General features: G+C 70.3%; 12 protein-coding genes. 3 read left to right on the forward strand and 9 right to left on the reverse strand.

Going from position 1 to position 15817, the window contains the following annotated elements:
• Positions 1 to 9 precede the first annotated feature (9 nt).
• Positions 10 to 3531: a TM0106 family RecB-like putative nuclease gene (locus H9633_RS03770; RefSeq protein ID WP_191712146.1), complete on the reverse strand. Its 3522-nt coding sequence runs from the start codon at positions 3529 to 3531 to the stop codon at positions 10 to 12.
• A gap of 78 nt (positions 3532 to 3609) precedes the next feature.
• On the reverse strand, positions 3610 to 4428 hold the full coding sequence (nadE, locus tag H9633_RS03775) for an ammonia-dependent NAD(+) synthetase (RefSeq protein WP_071645015.1): 819 nt from the start codon (positions 4426 to 4428) through the stop codon (positions 3610 to 3612).
• A 49-nt stretch (positions 4429 to 4477) separates the two neighbouring features.
• Here nadE and H9633_RS03780 point away from each other — a divergent pair, with 49 nt between their 5' ends.
• Positions 4478 to 5035: a phosphorylase family protein gene (locus H9633_RS03780; protein WP_191712147.1), complete on the forward strand. Its 558-nt coding sequence runs from the start codon at positions 4478 to 4480 to the stop codon at positions 5033 to 5035.
• Here H9633_RS03780 and H9633_RS03785 read toward each other — a convergent pair whose 3' ends face one another.
• From H9633_RS03785 to H9633_RS03795, 3 genes are all read right to left on the reverse strand, one after another.
• Positions 5036 to 8053, reverse strand: a complete 3018-nt coding sequence (locus H9633_RS03785; protein ID WP_191712148.1) for an AAA family ATPase — start codon at positions 8051 to 8053, stop codon at positions 5036 to 5038. It lies immediately after the preceding gene.
• Positions 8053 to 9213: an exonuclease SbcCD subunit D gene (locus H9633_RS03790; protein ID WP_071644781.1), complete on the reverse strand. Its 1161-nt coding sequence runs from the start codon at positions 9211 to 9213 to the stop codon at positions 8053 to 8055. The genes H9633_RS03785 and H9633_RS03790 overlap by 1 nt, the downstream gene beginning before the upstream one ends.
• 93 nt (positions 9214 to 9306) lie before the next feature.
• Entirely contained in the window at positions 9307 to 9615 is a 309-nt protein-coding gene (locus H9633_RS03795; protein WP_191712149.1) for a GNAT family N-acetyltransferase, read from the reverse strand.
• A gap of 328 nt (positions 9616 to 9943) precedes the next feature.
• On the opposite strand from H9633_RS03795, the gene H9633_RS03800 reads away from it, so the two are divergent.
• Both H9633_RS03800 and H9633_RS03805 read left to right on the forward strand, forming a co-directional pair.
• Positions 9944 to 10633 (forward strand): winged helix-turn-helix domain-containing protein, encoded by a 690-nt coding sequence (locus tag H9633_RS03800; protein ID WP_191712150.1) that lies wholly within the window; start codon positions 9944 to 9946, stop codon positions 10631 to 10633.
• Positions 10634 to 10784: 151 nt separating this feature from the next.
• Complete coding sequence (locus H9633_RS03805) at positions 10785 to 11723, forward strand: DNA-3-methyladenine glycosylase family protein (protein WP_191712151.1); 939 nt, start codon at positions 10785 to 10787, stop codon at positions 11721 to 11723.
• A 154-nt stretch (positions 11724 to 11877) separates the two neighbouring features.
• On the opposite strand, the gene H9633_RS03810 is transcribed toward H9633_RS03805, so the two are convergent.
• Genes H9633_RS03810 through H9633_RS03825 form a run of 4 tightly spaced genes read right to left on the reverse strand, consistent with a single transcriptional unit; the run spans position 11878 to position 15742 of the window.
• Positions 11878 to 12633, reverse strand: coding sequence for an iron ABC transporter ATP-binding protein (locus H9633_RS03810; protein ID WP_191712152.1), 756 nt, complete (start codon positions 12631 to 12633; stop codon positions 11878 to 11880).
• On the reverse strand, positions 12630 to 13634 hold the full coding sequence (locus H9633_RS03815; protein ID WP_191712925.1) for an iron chelate uptake ABC transporter family permease subunit: 1005 nt from the start codon (positions 13632 to 13634) through the stop codon (positions 12630 to 12632). Before H9633_RS03815 ends, H9633_RS03810 begins: the two co-directional genes overlap by 4 nt.
• Positions 13635 to 13680: 46 nt before the next feature.
• Complete coding sequence (locus H9633_RS03820; RefSeq protein WP_225211042.1) at positions 13681 to 14697, reverse strand: ABC transporter permease; 1017 nt, start codon at positions 14695 to 14697, stop codon at positions 13681 to 13683.
• 52 nt (positions 14698 to 14749) lie between these two features.
• Positions 14750 to 15742, reverse strand: coding sequence for a siderophore ABC transporter substrate-binding protein (locus tag H9633_RS03825; protein WP_191712154.1), 993 nt, complete (start codon positions 15740 to 15742; stop codon positions 14750 to 14752).
• Between the last annotated feature and the right edge of the window lie 75 nt (positions 15743 to 15817).

Raw genomic sequence — 15817 nt, forward strand, 5'->3', positions numbered from 1 at the left:
CGTCGCCCATCACTCGCGGTCGGCGCCGACGAGATGCGCGAAGGCGCTCAAGCGCGCGACGCCCTCAGCAGTCCAGGGCAGGTCGTCGAGCAGTGCAGGCGAGTGCACCAGGTAGGCGACGCTCTTCGCCCGGGAGATGGCGACGTTGAGTCGATTCTGCAGCAGCAGGAACTCCGGCCCGCGCGGTGCGTCCCGCCCGCTGGACGCGGCGAGCGACGTGACCGACACGACCGCCTCCTTCCCCTGGAAGTTGTCGACGGTGCCGACGGCGACATCGCCGTATCCCGCCGCAGACAGCTCGTCGTGGACGAGCTGCTTCTGCGCGTTGTACGGAGCGACGACGATGATGTCGCGCTGCTCGAGCGGGCGTGGCGGGTCGTCGCGCATGCCGTCGACGTAGGTGCGGCCGATGAGACCGTGCACGATGCGCACCACCTCGGCGGCCTCCTCGGCCGACTGGGTGGAGTTGCCGCGATGGCGTATCGGCACGACGTGCAGGCCCGGCTCGACACCCTCGACGATGCGCCGCTCCGCTCCTGCAGCCGAGGCCAGCCGCCCCGCGTAGGACAGCTGCGAGACGGGCGCGGCCACGGCTGGATGCATGCGCCACGACTCGGCGAGGAAGTAGCCGTACCGCGGATCGATGACCGACGAGCCGTCCATCACCCAGCCGAGTGCCGACGTGTTCACCGGCTCGGGATGCGTGCCCTGACTGACCTGCGGCAGCTGCTGCGGGTCGCCGAGCAGCAGCAGCCGCTTCGCTCCCGCCGCGACCGCGATGGTGGAGGCGAGCGAGAACTGCCCGGCCTCGTCGATCACCAGCAGGTCCAGGCCGTTGCGCTCGACGCGCCGGGTGTTGCTGAAGTCCCACGCCGTTCCACCGACGACAGCCCCGTGGTGGGCGTGCTCGGCGAGGAAGGCGGCCATGCCGTCTTTGCGGATGACGGTGAACGCGGGCTCGGCGGCATCCGGATCCTTCGGGGCCTTCGCCACCTGCGCCGCCGGCACGCCGGCGGCCACGACGCGTTCGAGCAGATTCTCGACGATGGCGTGCGATTGCGCGACGACCCCGATGCGGTATCCGTGCTCGCGCACCAGCCGAGCGATCACGTGCGAGCCGGTGTAGGTCTTCCCGGTGCCGGGAGGGCCCTGCACCGCGAGATAGCTGTCGTCGAGGTCGAGCACGCTGCGGATGATCGCGTCGATGACGTCGCCGCTGCTCTCGACCGACGCAAGAGGGGATCCGGAGGTCGTGCGCGGCGGAATGCGACGCAGGATGTCGGTGGCGGCGTCGCTCGGGAAGTCCGGCGCCGCGTGATGCAGCGATGCCGCCCACTGCTCGATGGCGCCCTGCTGGGAGAGGACGTTCGGCGGCGCCGCCGGCGCGAGGGCGACGGGCAGCTCATCCCACACCTGGCCCTGCACGGTGCGCTCGCGCACCACGTAGCCGTCGTCGAGCACCTCGACGATCTCGACCTCGTGCGGCACGTGGATGACGCGCGAGGGCGCGGGCACGTCGAAGGGCGTGGGCACTGCGTAGAGCGCGAACGGGCGTCCGCCGACGTTCAGCGTGCTGCCCGGGGCGACCTCGCCGCGCAGGCGCACGAGCCTGGTCTGAGCTCGGCGACCCTCGTCGACAGCCCAGTCGCTGTCGACGCCGCTGGAGCCCTCGTCGACGCGCAGCACGTCGCGGGTCGACTCCCAGATCGACACCGGCTCGCGCAGGCGCTGGAAGTGCCCCTGCCAGAAGCTCTTCGCCTCCCTCGGGTGGTAGTCGATCGCCGCGGCCGCGACCCGGTACGACGCCGCGGCCGACTCGTCATCCGCGCGGGTCGCCTCGGCCTGCAGCGCGAGTGACAGCGGTGAGGGCTCGTAGGCCCGGGTCTCGGGGTCGTCCGGCGGAGCGGGCACCACTCCGGCCTCTCTCGCGAGCGAGATCAGCCAGTCGCGCAGTCGCCTGGTCGACACGCAGTCGTAGCGGTTGTAGTCGGCGAGGTCATCGAGGATGGCCTGCGCCTCGGCATCCCGACCGGATGCCCGCAGCTCGCGCGCCTGCACGTATCGGACGATCGAGTCGTCGCCCTTCTGCACGTCGCTCGTGCGCACCTCGTCGCCCATGTAGAGCGGCTCGAGTCTCTTGATCGAGTACGAGCGCGATCCGATGCGCACCGAGCGCAGCACGATCGGGTACAGGTCGACGAAGACGCCCTCACGCAGCAGCCGGTCGACGTCAGCCTCTCCCGCCCCGTGCCGCGCCGCCATCGCGGCCAGATGCGATGTCTCGTACGGCGCGTAGTGATAGATGTGCATGTCGGGGTGCGTCTGCCGGCGCAGCTTCACGAACTCGAGGAAGTCGAGCAGCGCGGTCTTCTCGTCGGCGAAGGTGTGCGCCCACAGCGCCGAGTACTGCTCGGCGTTGTCTGTCCACCCGAACAGGTAGTCGATGCCCCATCGCGGGCTGTCACCGGGTGCGACGGCTTCGGTGTAGAGCGGGTCTCCCTCAAAGTCGAAGAACAGATCGCCGCGGCTGGGGCGGGGCATCATGCCGATGGCGTTCGCCGAGACGAGCTCGAAGGGCGGAGGAGCACCGGTCTCGGCCGGCGCCCCTGCCTGCAGCCGGGCCTGCGCGCGCAGCGCGCTGAAGGTGTCGGCGTTCATCCCGTCGGGCACGTCTGCGGCGTCGGCGAGATCGTCGATCGAGTGGATGCCCGCCGCGCGCAGCTTCTGCCGCTGCACGGGCCGCATGCGGGCGACCATCAGCAGGTCGCGGTGCGCCGCCACCTGCTCATCGCATGTCGCGCAGCGCCCGCACGCGGTGACCTGCAGGTCGCCGCGGTCGTCGCCCCAGGCCAGTGGCGCGCCCGCGGCACCGTCGGCGAGCCGGCGATCGGCGATCAGACTGCGCAGGCGAGCGCGGCGCACGTGGAACAGCGGAAGCAGATCGTCGACGCGGTGCGTGCTCGTCGTGCCGTCGCCGAGGATCAGGTCGACCTCGTCGGATCGAGGGATGCCGAGCCGATCGAGCTGATCGACATAGGCCCCGAGCTGCATCAGAGCGGTCGCGCGCGCCGTGCGGGCGAGCTTCGAGTCCTGCACACGCCAGCGCCCGGCGCTCTCCCCGGGAAGCGGCTCGTCGCGAGCGATGAAGTCGGCGAATCCGACGAACTCCGGGGTCGAGAACGCGGCCTGGAAGACCAATGACGCACCGGAGCGCAGGGCGCGCACGGTGGCGTCGACCGTGGCGGCCAGCTCGCCGGCATCCGCCGACGACACCTTCGGCAGCACCACCACGCCGGGACCGCCGTCGACGGACTCCCCCAGCTCGCCGATGTACCTCGCGAGGACCTTCTCCTCATGGCGGTCGCCGAGACGGGCTGCGCGTTCGAGCGTGGCGTCCTCGGGCTCTTCCACCGCGGGAACGCGACCGAGCTTCGCGTCGAGAGCCCGTGACCAGGCGAACTCGCACTCCGCCGCCAGCTTCAGGTCGCTGGCACTCCAGACGACCCGGTTCTCCGCTGCGATGACCCGCACGATGCCCCTCTCCCTTGCCTGCCTTCGACACTATCCGCAGGCTCGGACATCACCCGGCGCGGGTGTTCAGGGCGGTCCTCAGCGCCACCATCCGTCGGCGGGAGCGACGGGAAGATGCCGCTTGTGCCGGGATGCCCGGTACTTCTGCTCGATGATCCCGGCCGCGGCCGGGTCGATCTGCCTGCCCTCGAGGTAGTCGTCGATCTGCTCATAGGTGAGCCCCAGTTCGTCCTCGTCCGCGCGACCGGGCATGCCGTCGAGCAGGTCGGCGGTGGGCACCTTCATGTAAAGGTGCTCGGGGGCGCCGAGCTGTTTCAGCATCGCGCGTCCCTGACGCTTGTTGAGCCCGGCGAGCGGGACGAGGTCTGCGGCCCCGTCGCCGAACTTCGTGTAGAAGCCGGTCACCGCCTCGGCGGCATGATCGGTGCCGATCACGAGCAATCCGTCGTGGCCGCCGAGTGCGTACTGCACCACCATCCGCAGCCGTGCCTTGATGTTGCCGCGGTTGAAGTCGGAGATGCTCTCGCCGAGGCCCTCCTCGAGGTCGCGTTCGAGCCCGTCGACGCCGTTCTGGATGTTGACCGTCACCGAGCGATCGGCTGCGATGAAGTCGATCGCGGATTCCGCGTCGGCGGCATCCGCCTGCACGCGGAACGGCAGACGCACCGCGAGGAACGTCGCCTCACCCCCGTCGGCTCGCACACGCTCCACGGCGAGCTGGGCGAGGCGGCCGGCGAGGGTGGAGTCCTGCCCGCCCGAGATGCCGAGCACGAAGCCCTTCGCGCCCGTGGCGCGCAGGTAGTCGACGAGGAATCCGATCCTCTTCTCGTTCTCTCCCGCGGGGTCGATCTCGGGCTTCACGCCCAGGTCTTCGATGATCTGCTGCTGCACGGTCATGGCGCCTCCTTCGTCGGTACCAGTCTCCCCCAGCTGAGAGGATGGGGACGTGAGACTTCTCGTCGCCGCCCTGGCATCCGAACTGCAGGCCTTCCCCGCTGAGCTTTCCGGCTTCGACCGCCTGGTCACCGGCCCGGGGAAGCTGATGGCCGCGTACGGCCTGACCCGCGCGCTCGACGCGACGCGCTACGACGAGATCGTCGTGGTCGGCACCGCCGGCGCGGTGGACGACTCCGTCGAGTCGGGGATCTACGACGTGAGCGCGGCGATCCAGCACGATGTGCAGGACCTCGACGGCGTGATCGGTCAGCACGTGTCACTGCCCTCGCGCGTCGAGACGGGTCGGGATGGCGTGACCATCGCCACGGGTGACATCTTCGTCGACGATGCCGATGCGGTCGCGAGAATCCGCGGGCTCGGCGGCGTGCTGGTCGACATGGAGACGTTCTCGTTCATCTGGGTGGCGCAGAAGTTCGACGTGCCGATCCGGGTGATGCGCATCGTGTCGGATCGTGCGCAGGACGGCGCGACCCAGGTGTGGGACGACGTCGTCGCGGCGTGCAGCGCGCAGCTCTGGGAGCACATGCGCCGCGAGTACTCGCTCTGATCAGACCGCGCGCCGCGGTGCGTCGATGACGCTGTGCCCGTCAGGAACGGTGCGGACGCGCAGCTGAGCGGGGATCTGCTCCTGCATCGCTTCGACGTGGCTGATCACCCCGACCGTGCGTCCGCCCTGACGCAGCTCGTCGAGGGTGCGCATCGCCGTCTCGAGCGTGTCGGCGTCGAGTGAGCCGAACCCCTCGTCGATGAAGAGCGTGTCGAGCCGGATGCCCCCGGCACGGGCCGTGACCACCTCGGCCAGTCCCAGCGCGAGCGCGAGCGACGACAGGAACGTCTCGCCGCCGGAGAGCGACTTGGCGGGTCTGGTCTGCCCGGTGAACGCGTCGAAGACGACGATCCCGAGGCCGGATGCTGCGCCGCGTGCGGCCAGCGCGTCGGAGTGGCGCAGCTGATAGCGACCGTCGGACATGTCGTGCAGTCGGAGGTTCGCGGCGGACACGATCTCTTCGAGTTCGGCGGCGAGCACGAAGGTCTCGAGGTTCATCTTGTGCGTGTTGCCCGAACGGCCGGCGAGAGCGTCGGCGAGCCCGCGGAGCACCTCGAACTCGGCTGCCTGCTCGGCCGACGCCGCATGGGCGTGCGCCGCGGAGTCGACGGTCGCGGAGAGGCTCTTCTGCACGCTGCGCGCGCGGCTGTCGGCGTCGACCGCACCCTGCCAGGCATCGCGAGCCTGCTGCGCCCGCTGCTCGGCAGGGGCGAGGTCGATCGGCTCTTCGGGGAGCATGCGCATCTCGAGGTCGAGCAGCAGCGCGCGCTCTTTCTTCACGTCGACCGCATAGGCGGTGATGCGCTCATCGAGAGCCGACAGCTCGGTCGCGCTGATCATCGCGTGCTGGGCTTCGGTGGCGTCGGCGAAGACGGACGCCTCGAGCGCCTCGGTGAGCTCGGCGCCGGCGGCATGGTCGCGCCCGGCGGCGTCGGCGTGCGCTTCGATCGCCTCGGCCGCAGCCGTGGCGATCGCGATCTGCTCGTGCGCCTCGGCGAGCCGGTCGGCGACCGTGTCGTGATCGCCGCGGGCACGTGCGATGGCCGCGTCGGCGTCGGCGATGCGCTGCTCGGCCAGGGAGAGCTCGGTGCGGGATGAGGCGAGAGCGTCGGATGCCTGCGCTCGGCGCTGCTCGAGGTCGGCGAGGCCGCGATGCAGGTCGTCGAGCCTGGCACTCAGCTCCCGAGAGCGAGCGACGTCGGCTTCGGCCGCATCGCGGGCGGCGACGACCACGGCGAGTCGTGCACGCGCGTCGTCGGCGCCGAGCCCGCCGGAGCGCTCCCGCGCGGCGGCGAGCTCGGCAGTGCGCTCGGCGAGGGCACGCGATGCGGCGCGCTCTGCTGCCGCCACCGCGTCTCGCGCGATCTCGGCGGCCTCGATGTCGTCGGCCGACACGGGGTCGGCGTGCGCGGCCGGGGCCGGATGCGCGGTCGCGCCGCACACGGCACACGGCTCGCCGTCGACGAGTGCGCTCGCCAGTTCGCCGGCATACCCGTCGAGCCGGCGCCGCCGCAGGTGCGCGAGCTCGGCCTGAGCGCGGGTGTGCGCGTCGGATGCCGCGGACTCCGCAGCAGCGGCAGCGGCGACAGCCGCCCCCAGCCGCTCGACGTCGAGCGCGCCGGCGAGCTGCCGCTCGGCGAGTGCGACGCTCTGAGCCGCGCCGTCGAGCCGGTCCGCGCCGCGTCGGGCGAGGTCGTGCTCGGAGGTCAGCTCTCGGATCTGGGCGGGAAGCGCCTCGTGCTCGGCGTCGAGGGCGGCGAGAGCTGCGGATGCCGCGTCCACCGCGGTGCGCGCGGCTGTCAGCTGAGCGCCGCGTCGAGCGGCGCCCGCCTCGAGCTCGGCGGCCTGCTGCCAGGCGCCGCTCTCGCGCGTGCGCTCGGATGCGAGGTCGCGGTAGGCGGCGGCGCGCATCCGGTCGGGCGTCGCGCCGGGCGACGTCGGGTCTGCCCGCACGAGGCCGGCGGCGCTCGCGACGGCCGCCTCCTCCGCCTGCGCTGCCGCGGCTCGATCGACGGATGCCCTGGTCGCGGCGACGATGAGGGCGCGCAGCGCGTCGGCTGCGCGAGCACGATCACGCCGCGTCGTGGCATCCGCGATCTGGTCGGCCTGCGCGTCCAGCGCCGCCAGTGCCGAGCGGGCGCGATCGCGCTCGGTCTGCGCCTGACGCTGCTCTTTGAGCAGCGCGAGCGCGGCGTCCGCCGTGGCGAGCGCCTTCTCGGCGGCGGCGCGCTCGGTTCCGAGCTGCTCGACCCGGTAGTCGGCCCGTGCGATCGCACGACGAAGACGCTCGATCCTGGCATCCGTCGTATCCGCGACGGCCTCGGCGTCGTCACCCCACAGATCGGCGTCGCCGACGATCCGCTCGGCCTCGTCGAGTCGCGCGTCGACCATCGCCCTGCTGCCGCCGAGGGCCTGCTCGGCCTCGCGCCGACGCTCGTCGAACCGGGTCTGGTAGTCGGCGAACCGGTCGGTGCCGAACAGGCGTCGCAGCAGCGCCTGGCGTTCGCGGCTGTCGGCGAGCAGGAAGTCGGCGAACCGGTTCTGCGCCAGCAGGATCACCTGCAAGAACTGCTCCTGGGTGAGCTGGAGGATCTCGTTCAGCTCATTGGCGACGTCGACCGCGCGAGCCGCGCGTCCGACCCACCCGCCCTCCGTGAGCTCTTCGAGCGAGACCGCGGCCGCCTGTTTGGTGAGCCCGCCACCGCGTTTGGCCGGCCGCAGATACTCGGGTGAGCGCGTCACGCGGTACCGGCCGCCGACGGTGCTGAACTCGACGACGACCTCGGTGACGTCGTCGGGTTCGCAGTGGTCGCTGCGCAGCCGCTTCTCGCCACCCTTCTCGTAGCGGGGCACGCCACCGTACAGCCCGAAGCACACGGCATCGAGGATGCTCGACTTGCCCGCGCCCGTCCGCCCGGCGATGAGGAAGATCCCGTCGTCGGCGAAGGCGTCGAAGTCGATGCTCTGACGCCCGCGGAACGGGCCGAAGCCCTCGATCTCGAGGCGGTGCAGCTGCATCAGACGAGCGCCTCGGCGCGCACCCGGTCGTCGAGAACCTCGCGGATCAGCTCGGCCTCGCGCTCGGTCGCACCGTGGCCCGCCCGCACGTGCTCGAGGAACGCCTCGATGCGGTCGACATCGCTGACCGCAGAGCGCAGTCGCTGCGTGTACGAGCGCTCGTCGACGGTGTCTGCGCCCTCGGGCTGGTGCTGCACCAGGGCGCAGAACGGGAACCGCTCACGCAGTCGCCGCATCGGCTCGTGCTGGGGCACGGCGTCGGTGTAGACCGCGCACACCCAGTCGTCGGCGTGACGGGCGGCGTTCTCGTCGCTGAGGATCTCGTCGAGCGGGCCGGTGAGGGTGACCAGGGCGCGCGGCACGGGCAGATCGAGCCATTCGACCGACGCGAGGCCGTGCGCGTCGAGGTCGACCAGCCACGAGCCGCGCTGCTTGTGCTGCTCGCCGAAGCTGTAGTGCAGCGGGGCGCCCGAATAGCGCACGCGCTCGCTGAGCTGCTGGCGACCGTGGATGTGCCCCAGCGCCACGTAGTCGGGCCCGTCGAAGGCGGAGAGCGGCACGAGATCGAGACCGCCCTGGCGCACCTCGCGCTCGAGCCCGGCCGTGGCGTCGACGCCGGCGGCGAAGCAGTGCGCGACCGCGACCGACCGACCCCCGTGTGCCGTCATGCCGTCGCGCACGAGCGTCATGGCGTGCTGCATCACCTGCGCCTGCGTGCGCAGCGCGCGCTCGTCATCGATCCAGTGCTGCCGCACGATGGCCGGTTCGAGGTACGGGACGCCGTAGAAGTGCACCGGGCCGTGCTCGTCATGCACGGTCACAGGCGCGGCGATCGCGAGCGGATCGGTGAGCACGTGGATGCCGTCGCGCAGCAGGCGGGAGTGGAATCCCAGCCGAGCAGCTGAATCGTGATTGCCGCTGGTCATCACGACGGTGGCGCCGGTTTCGTGCAGCGCCAGCAGGGCGTCGTCGAGCAGCCTGTAGGCGGATGCGGCGGGAGTCGCGGAATCGAACACGTCGCCCGCGACGATCACCACGTCGACCGCGTGCTCGCGCACCTGGGCGACCAGCGCGTCGAGCACCCCGGCCAGCGCCGCGACGGTCGAGTGCCCGTGGAAGGTGCGGCCGATGTGCCAGTCGGAGGTGTGCAGGATGCGCATACCCACACGGTATGCGGGGCCTCCGACATCGTGTTCGAGGCGTGCCGCGCGGGGCTCACCCGCGCGGGCAGCCGGCCGCGAGTGTCGATCGGGTCAGCGTCGCCGAAGCAGATGCTGCTTGTCGGGGTGCGCGTCGAACCAGTCGGCGACGTACCAGCACACCGGGTCGATCAGGCGGTCGCCGCGCGCCTCGATCTGGGCGACAGCGCCCGCCACCACACGTGCGGCGTACCCGTGGCCACGATGCGTCGGGATCGTGAACGCGCGGGTCATCGCGACGGTCGTGCCATCGTCGCGGTAGTCCAGCACGCTCAGCAGCTCGCCGTCTCTCGTGAGCGCCCAGCGGGAGGCATCCGTCTCATCCAGGAACACGAAATCAGCGGCGTTGGGGGTTGAACTCACCCCACAACGTTACGTCGTATTTCGTCCGCTGGATTGTCACGTTTTGACATGGGACGTCTCGGTGGGAAATAATCGCCCCCATGACCACCAACGCAAGCCCTCTGTCCGCCCAGGAGGCGAACGGGACTGCCGGGATGATGATGCCCGGTCGCGTTGGCATGTGTTGCCGAATGTGTTGCTAAGGCGCAACCACCCAGTCCGACTCGCTGAATTCTCCTCGATCTGAGGGACGAGTCTCTGAGCGCCCACCCTTCGCGCTCATCACCCCACCGGCTCCGCCCGGTCATTCGTGCAACGCATCCCTCGGCTCACGCAAGGAACCATCATCATGTCGAACACCGCCCTCCTCGAGCGTCCCGTCACCGCCCCCGTCCGCGTCGTCTCGCCCGCAGACGCCGCCGCCGACCTCCCATCCGTCCGCTCGCCGCGCGGCTTCGCCCTCTACGTCGGCATCGACGAGATCAAGGCCGCATCCGCCGGGGTCAGCCTCCCCGTGCTCGTCGACGCACTGCGCCGCACGCTCGCGGAACTCGCTCCGACCGCCGAGACGCACGCCACCGTCGCCCTCGCCCCGCAGTCGGCCGGTGGTCGCGACCTCGACGTCGTGCGCCTCGCCCTGCACGAGCCCGGCGCCATCGCCCGTGCCAACGCCGCCGTCGAGGAGGAGAAGGACGAGGAATCGGGCGTCGTCGTCGACATCTCCCGCAAGCGCGTGCTGCTCGACGGCGAATCGGCCTCGTTCACGTACAAGGAGTTCGAGCTGCTGCAGTACCTGGTGCTGCGCGAAGGCCGCACCATCGAGCGCAGCGAGCTGGTCTCCGCCCTGTGGCAGGCATCCACCGACGAGGAGGCGCCCGGCGAGCGCACCATCGACGTGCACGTGCGTCGCCTGCGCGCCAAGCTCGGCCGCCACGAGGACATCGTGCGCACCGTGCGCGGTGTCGGCTACCGCTTCGACCGTCACGCCGACGTGTCGATCCGCTACGGCCACGGCACGCCTTCGCCCGACCGCTTCTGATCCCCGACCTCACCGACACCCCGGGCTCTCACCGACACCCCGGGCTCTCGCTGAGACCCCGGGGTGTCGCCGTCTGATGCACCGGGCGCCGGCGGACGAGCAGACGGGATCTCCGTGGGCCGATGTCAGGGACCGCGCGTAGAGTGCGGGCATGACCCTGATGACGGATGCCGTGGCGCCTGCGCGCGAGTCCGTCTACCGGCCTCGGCGTCCGCTCGACCTCGGTCGCACGGTCGGGATGCTGCGCCGCGGGGGAACCGATCCGACGATGATCGTCGACAGCGGCCGGATCTGGATGGCGTTCCGGACGGATGCCGGGATCGCGACGCTGTGCCTTCGTCAGAGCACCGAGGGGGTGCACGCCTCGGGGTGGGGACCGGGCGCCGCCGAGGCCCTGGCGGTCGTTCCTCGACTGTGCGGTGCCGACGACGATGACTCCGGCTTCGACGTCTCGACGCACCCGAGGCTCGCGGAGGTCGCGCGGCGGCATCCCGGCATCCGGATGGCCCGAACCGACCGCGTCTTCGACGCCCTCGCCTGCGCGATCATCGAGCAGAAGGTGACCGGCATGCAGGCGTTCGGCGCCTGGAGGTATCTCGTCACCCGCTTCGGCGAGCGCGCGCCTGGCCCCGTGCCGCGGCCCATGTTCGCCTCCCCCGCGCACGACGTGTGGCGGGACATCCCGTCGTGGCAGTGGCACCGCGCGGCTGTCGAGCCGCCGCAGTCACGCACGATCGTCGCCGCGGCCCGACGCGGGGCGAGCGTCGAGCGCGCGGCCCTCGCCGCGGTCGACGGGGCCGACCGGGATCGCGTGCTGACGAGCCTGCACGGCGTCGGCGTGTGGACTTCCGCCGAGACGCGCATCCGCTCGCTGGGCGATCCCGACGCCGTGAGCGTGGGCGATTACCATCTCGCACACGAGGTGGGCTTCGCGCTCACCGGTCACCGCACCGATGACGACGGGATGCTCGAGCTGCTCGCCCCGTGGAGCGGGCACCGGCAGCGCATCATCCGGCTGATCTGGGCGTCCGGCTCACGGGAGCCGCGCCGCGGCGCCCGCCTCGCCCCCGAGGATCACCGCGACCGCTGACGACGGTGCCGTCATCCGCGCCCTCCGGAAGGGGTGCCGGCGTGCCGCGGCACGGATGTCGGCGGACCGCACGAATGTCGGCGGAAACAAGCGGTTCGGACCGACATCCGTGATTCTCGCCGACATCTGCCCGGGACACCACACGGGGAGCGCGTCAGTAATACACGGCGAGGGGTCCGTGCGGGCCGTCGATCACCTGCACGGGCGTCTCGAACACGCGCGTGAGCACCTCGTCGGTCATGATCTCGGCGGGCGTGCCGAACTCGACGACCTGGCCGTCCTTCATGGCGCAGATGCGGTCGGCGTAGTGTCCGGCGAAGTTGATGTCGTGCAGCACGATCACGATCGTGCGGCCGAGCTCGTCGGCGGCGCGGCGCAGCTGCGCCATCATCGTGACGGCGTGCTTCATGTCGAGGTTGTTCAGCGGCTCGTCGAGCAGCACGACATCCGTGTCCTGCGCGAGCACCATCGCGACGTACGCCCGCTGACGCTGCCCACCCGACAGCTCGTCGAGGTAGCGATGCTCGAGCATCCCGAGATCGAGGAAATCGATCGAGCGGCTGATGACGTCCTCATCCGCCCTGGTCAGCCGCCCCTTCGAATGCGGGAAGCGGCCGAAGCCGACCAGCTGGCGCACCGTCAGCCGGGTCACGAAGTGGTTCTCCTGACGCAGGATCGACACGACCTTCGCGAGATCGGCCGACTTCGCCGACGCGACGTCGAGTCCCGCGATGGCGATCGATCCGGCATCCATCCCCATCAGCCGTCCGACCATCGTCAGCAGCGTCGACTTGCCCGCCCCGTTCGGTCCGATCAGCGCCGTGATGCCGCCCTCGGGGATGACGAGGTCGACGGGCCCGATCGCGACGTCGGTCGCATACTCGCGGCGAACCTTCTCGATGGTGATCACAGGCGTCCCTTCTTGAGGATGACGATGAGGAACACGACGCCGCCGACGAGCTCGATGATGATCGAGACGACGCCCTGCGCGTAGAACACGTTGCGCATCACGAAGTACGCGCCCGACAGGATGGTGAAGGCGGTCAGCGCGGCGATGGGGAACACCAGGCGGTGATCGTCCGATCCGGCGAACTGGTACGCGAGCGTCGCGACGAGGAACCCGAGGAAGGTCATCGGCCCGACCAGCGCCGTCGAGGTCGCCATCAGCACGGCGACGAGGAAGAGCGTGATCATCAGCTCGCGCCGGTGGTTCACCCCGAGCGCGTTCGCGGTGTCGGCGCCGAGCGCCATCACGTTGAGCCGGCGGGCGCGCATCCACAGCAGGACGGATGCCACGACGCACAGCGGCACGCCGAGCGGGAGGTACGACGCGTCGGCGTTGGAGATGTTGCCGAACAGTCGCGCGGCGAGCACGTCGAACTCGCTGGGGGTGAGCAGCCGCTGCATGAAGGTGGCGATGGCCCCCAGCCCGCCGCCGATCACGATGCCGATCAGCAGCATGATCTGCAGGTTGGCGTAGCGTCCGGTGAGCAGCCAGCCGTAGAGCAGCATCGCGAGGGCCACCATGACGGCGATCTGGATGCCGAACTGCAGCAGCCCCTGCATGGCGACCAGGCCCGCGATGCCGAACAGGTAGACCGACGAGGTCTGCACGGCCCGGTACAGCGACTCGAATCCGAGGATCGACGGGGTGACGATCCGGTTCGTCGCGACGGTCTGGAAGCTCACGGTGGCCACCGCCTGGCAGACGGCGACGATGATCATCACGAGCACGTTCGTGAAGCGCAGCTCGGCGATGCGCCAGAAACCGTCCGTGCCGAACGGCATCGGGTTGTCCCAGGCGAGCAGTCCGATGCCGAATCCGACCGAGAGCACGACCAGGATCGTCAGCGCGATCAGATAGCGACGTCGGGCACGGGCATCCGCGAACCAGCCGGCGGCGGCGCGCATCGGCCTCTGCTGCGCGACGTTCGCCCGCCCGAGCAGGTCGACCCGCCTAAGCACGGCGACGCTGCCTGAGCAGGAGGAGCACGAACACGACCGCGCCGACGATGCCGAGGATCAGCGAGACCGGAACTTCGAACGGCATGACGATGATGCGCCCGATCAGATCGCAGAGCGTGACGATCCCGATGCCGAGCAGGCACACCCACGGCAGGTTGCTGCGCAGGTCGTCGCCGCGCAGCATCGAGACGATGTTGGGCACGATCAGGCCGAGGAAGGGCAGGTTGCCGACGACCACGGTGACGACGCCGGTGACGACGGCGATGAGTGCGGTGCCGAGAAGCATGATGCGGTCGTAGTCGAGCCCGACGTTCGTGGCGATCTCCTCGCCGAGACCGGCGACAGTCAGCCGATCGGCGACGACGAAGACGATCACGCCGACCACGGCGACGATCCACAGCATCTCGTACTGGCCGCGCAGCACCGAGGTGAAGCTGCCGGCGAACCAGACGCCCAGGCTCTGCAGCGTGTTGGTGGCCAGGGCGAGGTAGGTCGATACGGCTCCGACCACCGCGCCGAGCATGATGCCCACGATCGGCACGATCAGCGACGAGCGCAGCGACACCCTTCTGAGGAACAGGAAGAAGATCATCGTGCCGATGAACGCGGCCACGACGGCACCCGCCATGCGCAGCGGCAGCGAGGGGTGCGGCACGAGCACCATGACCGTGAGCAGGCCGAGGCCGGCCCATTCCGTGGTTCCGGTCGTGGTCGGCTCGACGAAGCGGTTCTGCGTGAGCAGCTGCATGACGAGCCCGGCCATGGCCATCGAGGCACCCGCCAGCACGAGGGCGATGGTGCGCGGGATGCGGGTGATCTGGAACATCTCGGCGCCGTCGGGACTGCCGGAGATGTCGTAGACGCCGGTGAGCAGGGAGGCGACGAGCAGGGCGGCGACGACGAGGACGCCGATGAGCAGCTTGCCGTCGAAGAGGCGCCCGCGGGTCGCCGCACCCGCGGGCGGGGCGGGAGCCGGGGCGGGCTCGGAGAGGGGACGTGTGCGTGTCATGGTGCGAGGGCGCGGTGGCATCCGGGATCGGCCGGACGCCACCGCGCTGATGTCACTTCGCGGACTTCTCGAGCGCGTCGGCGAAGTCGTTGAGGAAGGTCGTGTACGTCTGGATGCCCTCGTTGAGGTACGTGTCGGTGGGCATGTAGACGATCTGGTCGCTCTGGACAGCGGTGACGGATGCCAGCGCCTCGGAGTTCTCGAGGATCTCGGCCGCCTGCACGTAGTTCGGCTCCTGGTCGGCGAACACGGCATCGCGGTCCATGACGAGGATCCAGTCGGGGTTCGCCTTCGCGACCGCCTCGACCGAGATGTCGTCACCCTGATGATCGTCGGTGGCGCCGTCGACCTCGAGCGCGGGGCTGAGACCCAGGATGTCGAAGATCGGACCGAGGGTGCGGCCGGCGCTCGGGGCGATGTAGCCGATCTCGCCCCCGGACGTGGTGACGGCCATGACCGAGTCCGCGTCGTCGTAGGCGTCCTTGACGCGGGCCACAGCGGCGTCGAAGTCGTCGACGAGCTGCTGCGCCTCCTTCTGCTTTCCGAACACCTCGCCGAGCACGGTGACCTGACGCTTGAGCTCGTCGTCGAAGGGCTCGCCCTCGCGGGGGTCGAGCTCGAGGATGGTCGCGTCGGGCACGAGGCTCGCGAGCTTGTCGTGGTGCTGCGTGAAGCGCTGGCCGTTGATGATCAGGTCGGGTTCGACGGCGACGACCGACTCGAGGTCGGGTTCGTTGTGGCTGCCGAGGTCGATGATGCTCTCGTCGGTCTTGTATCCCACCGTCGTGGGCATGAGGGTGACGGCGCCGGCGGCGAGTTCGATGCCCCAGTCGCTGAGCGTCTGGAAGGTGCGGTTGTCGGTGGCGACGACAGACGTGGGCGGGGTGGCGATCTTGTGCGTGCCGTTGTTGTCCTCGACGGTGACCGTGCCGCTCGTGGGTGCGGCCTCGTCGGCTTCGGCAGCGGGGTCTGCGGCGCAGCCGGCGAGGGCGAGGACGCTGACGAGACCGAGTGCGGTTCCGCCGAGGATTCGGGGCACGGGCATGGAGAGCTCCTGTTCTGCGTGGGGTGATGCGCTGGCTGCGCGGTGGTGAACTCACTGTCACCGCGACTTAGGTTA

Source organism: Microbacterium commune (genome assembly GCF_014836945.1).
GTDB lineage: Bacteria > Actinomycetota > Actinomycetes > Actinomycetales > Microbacteriaceae > Microbacterium > Microbacterium commune.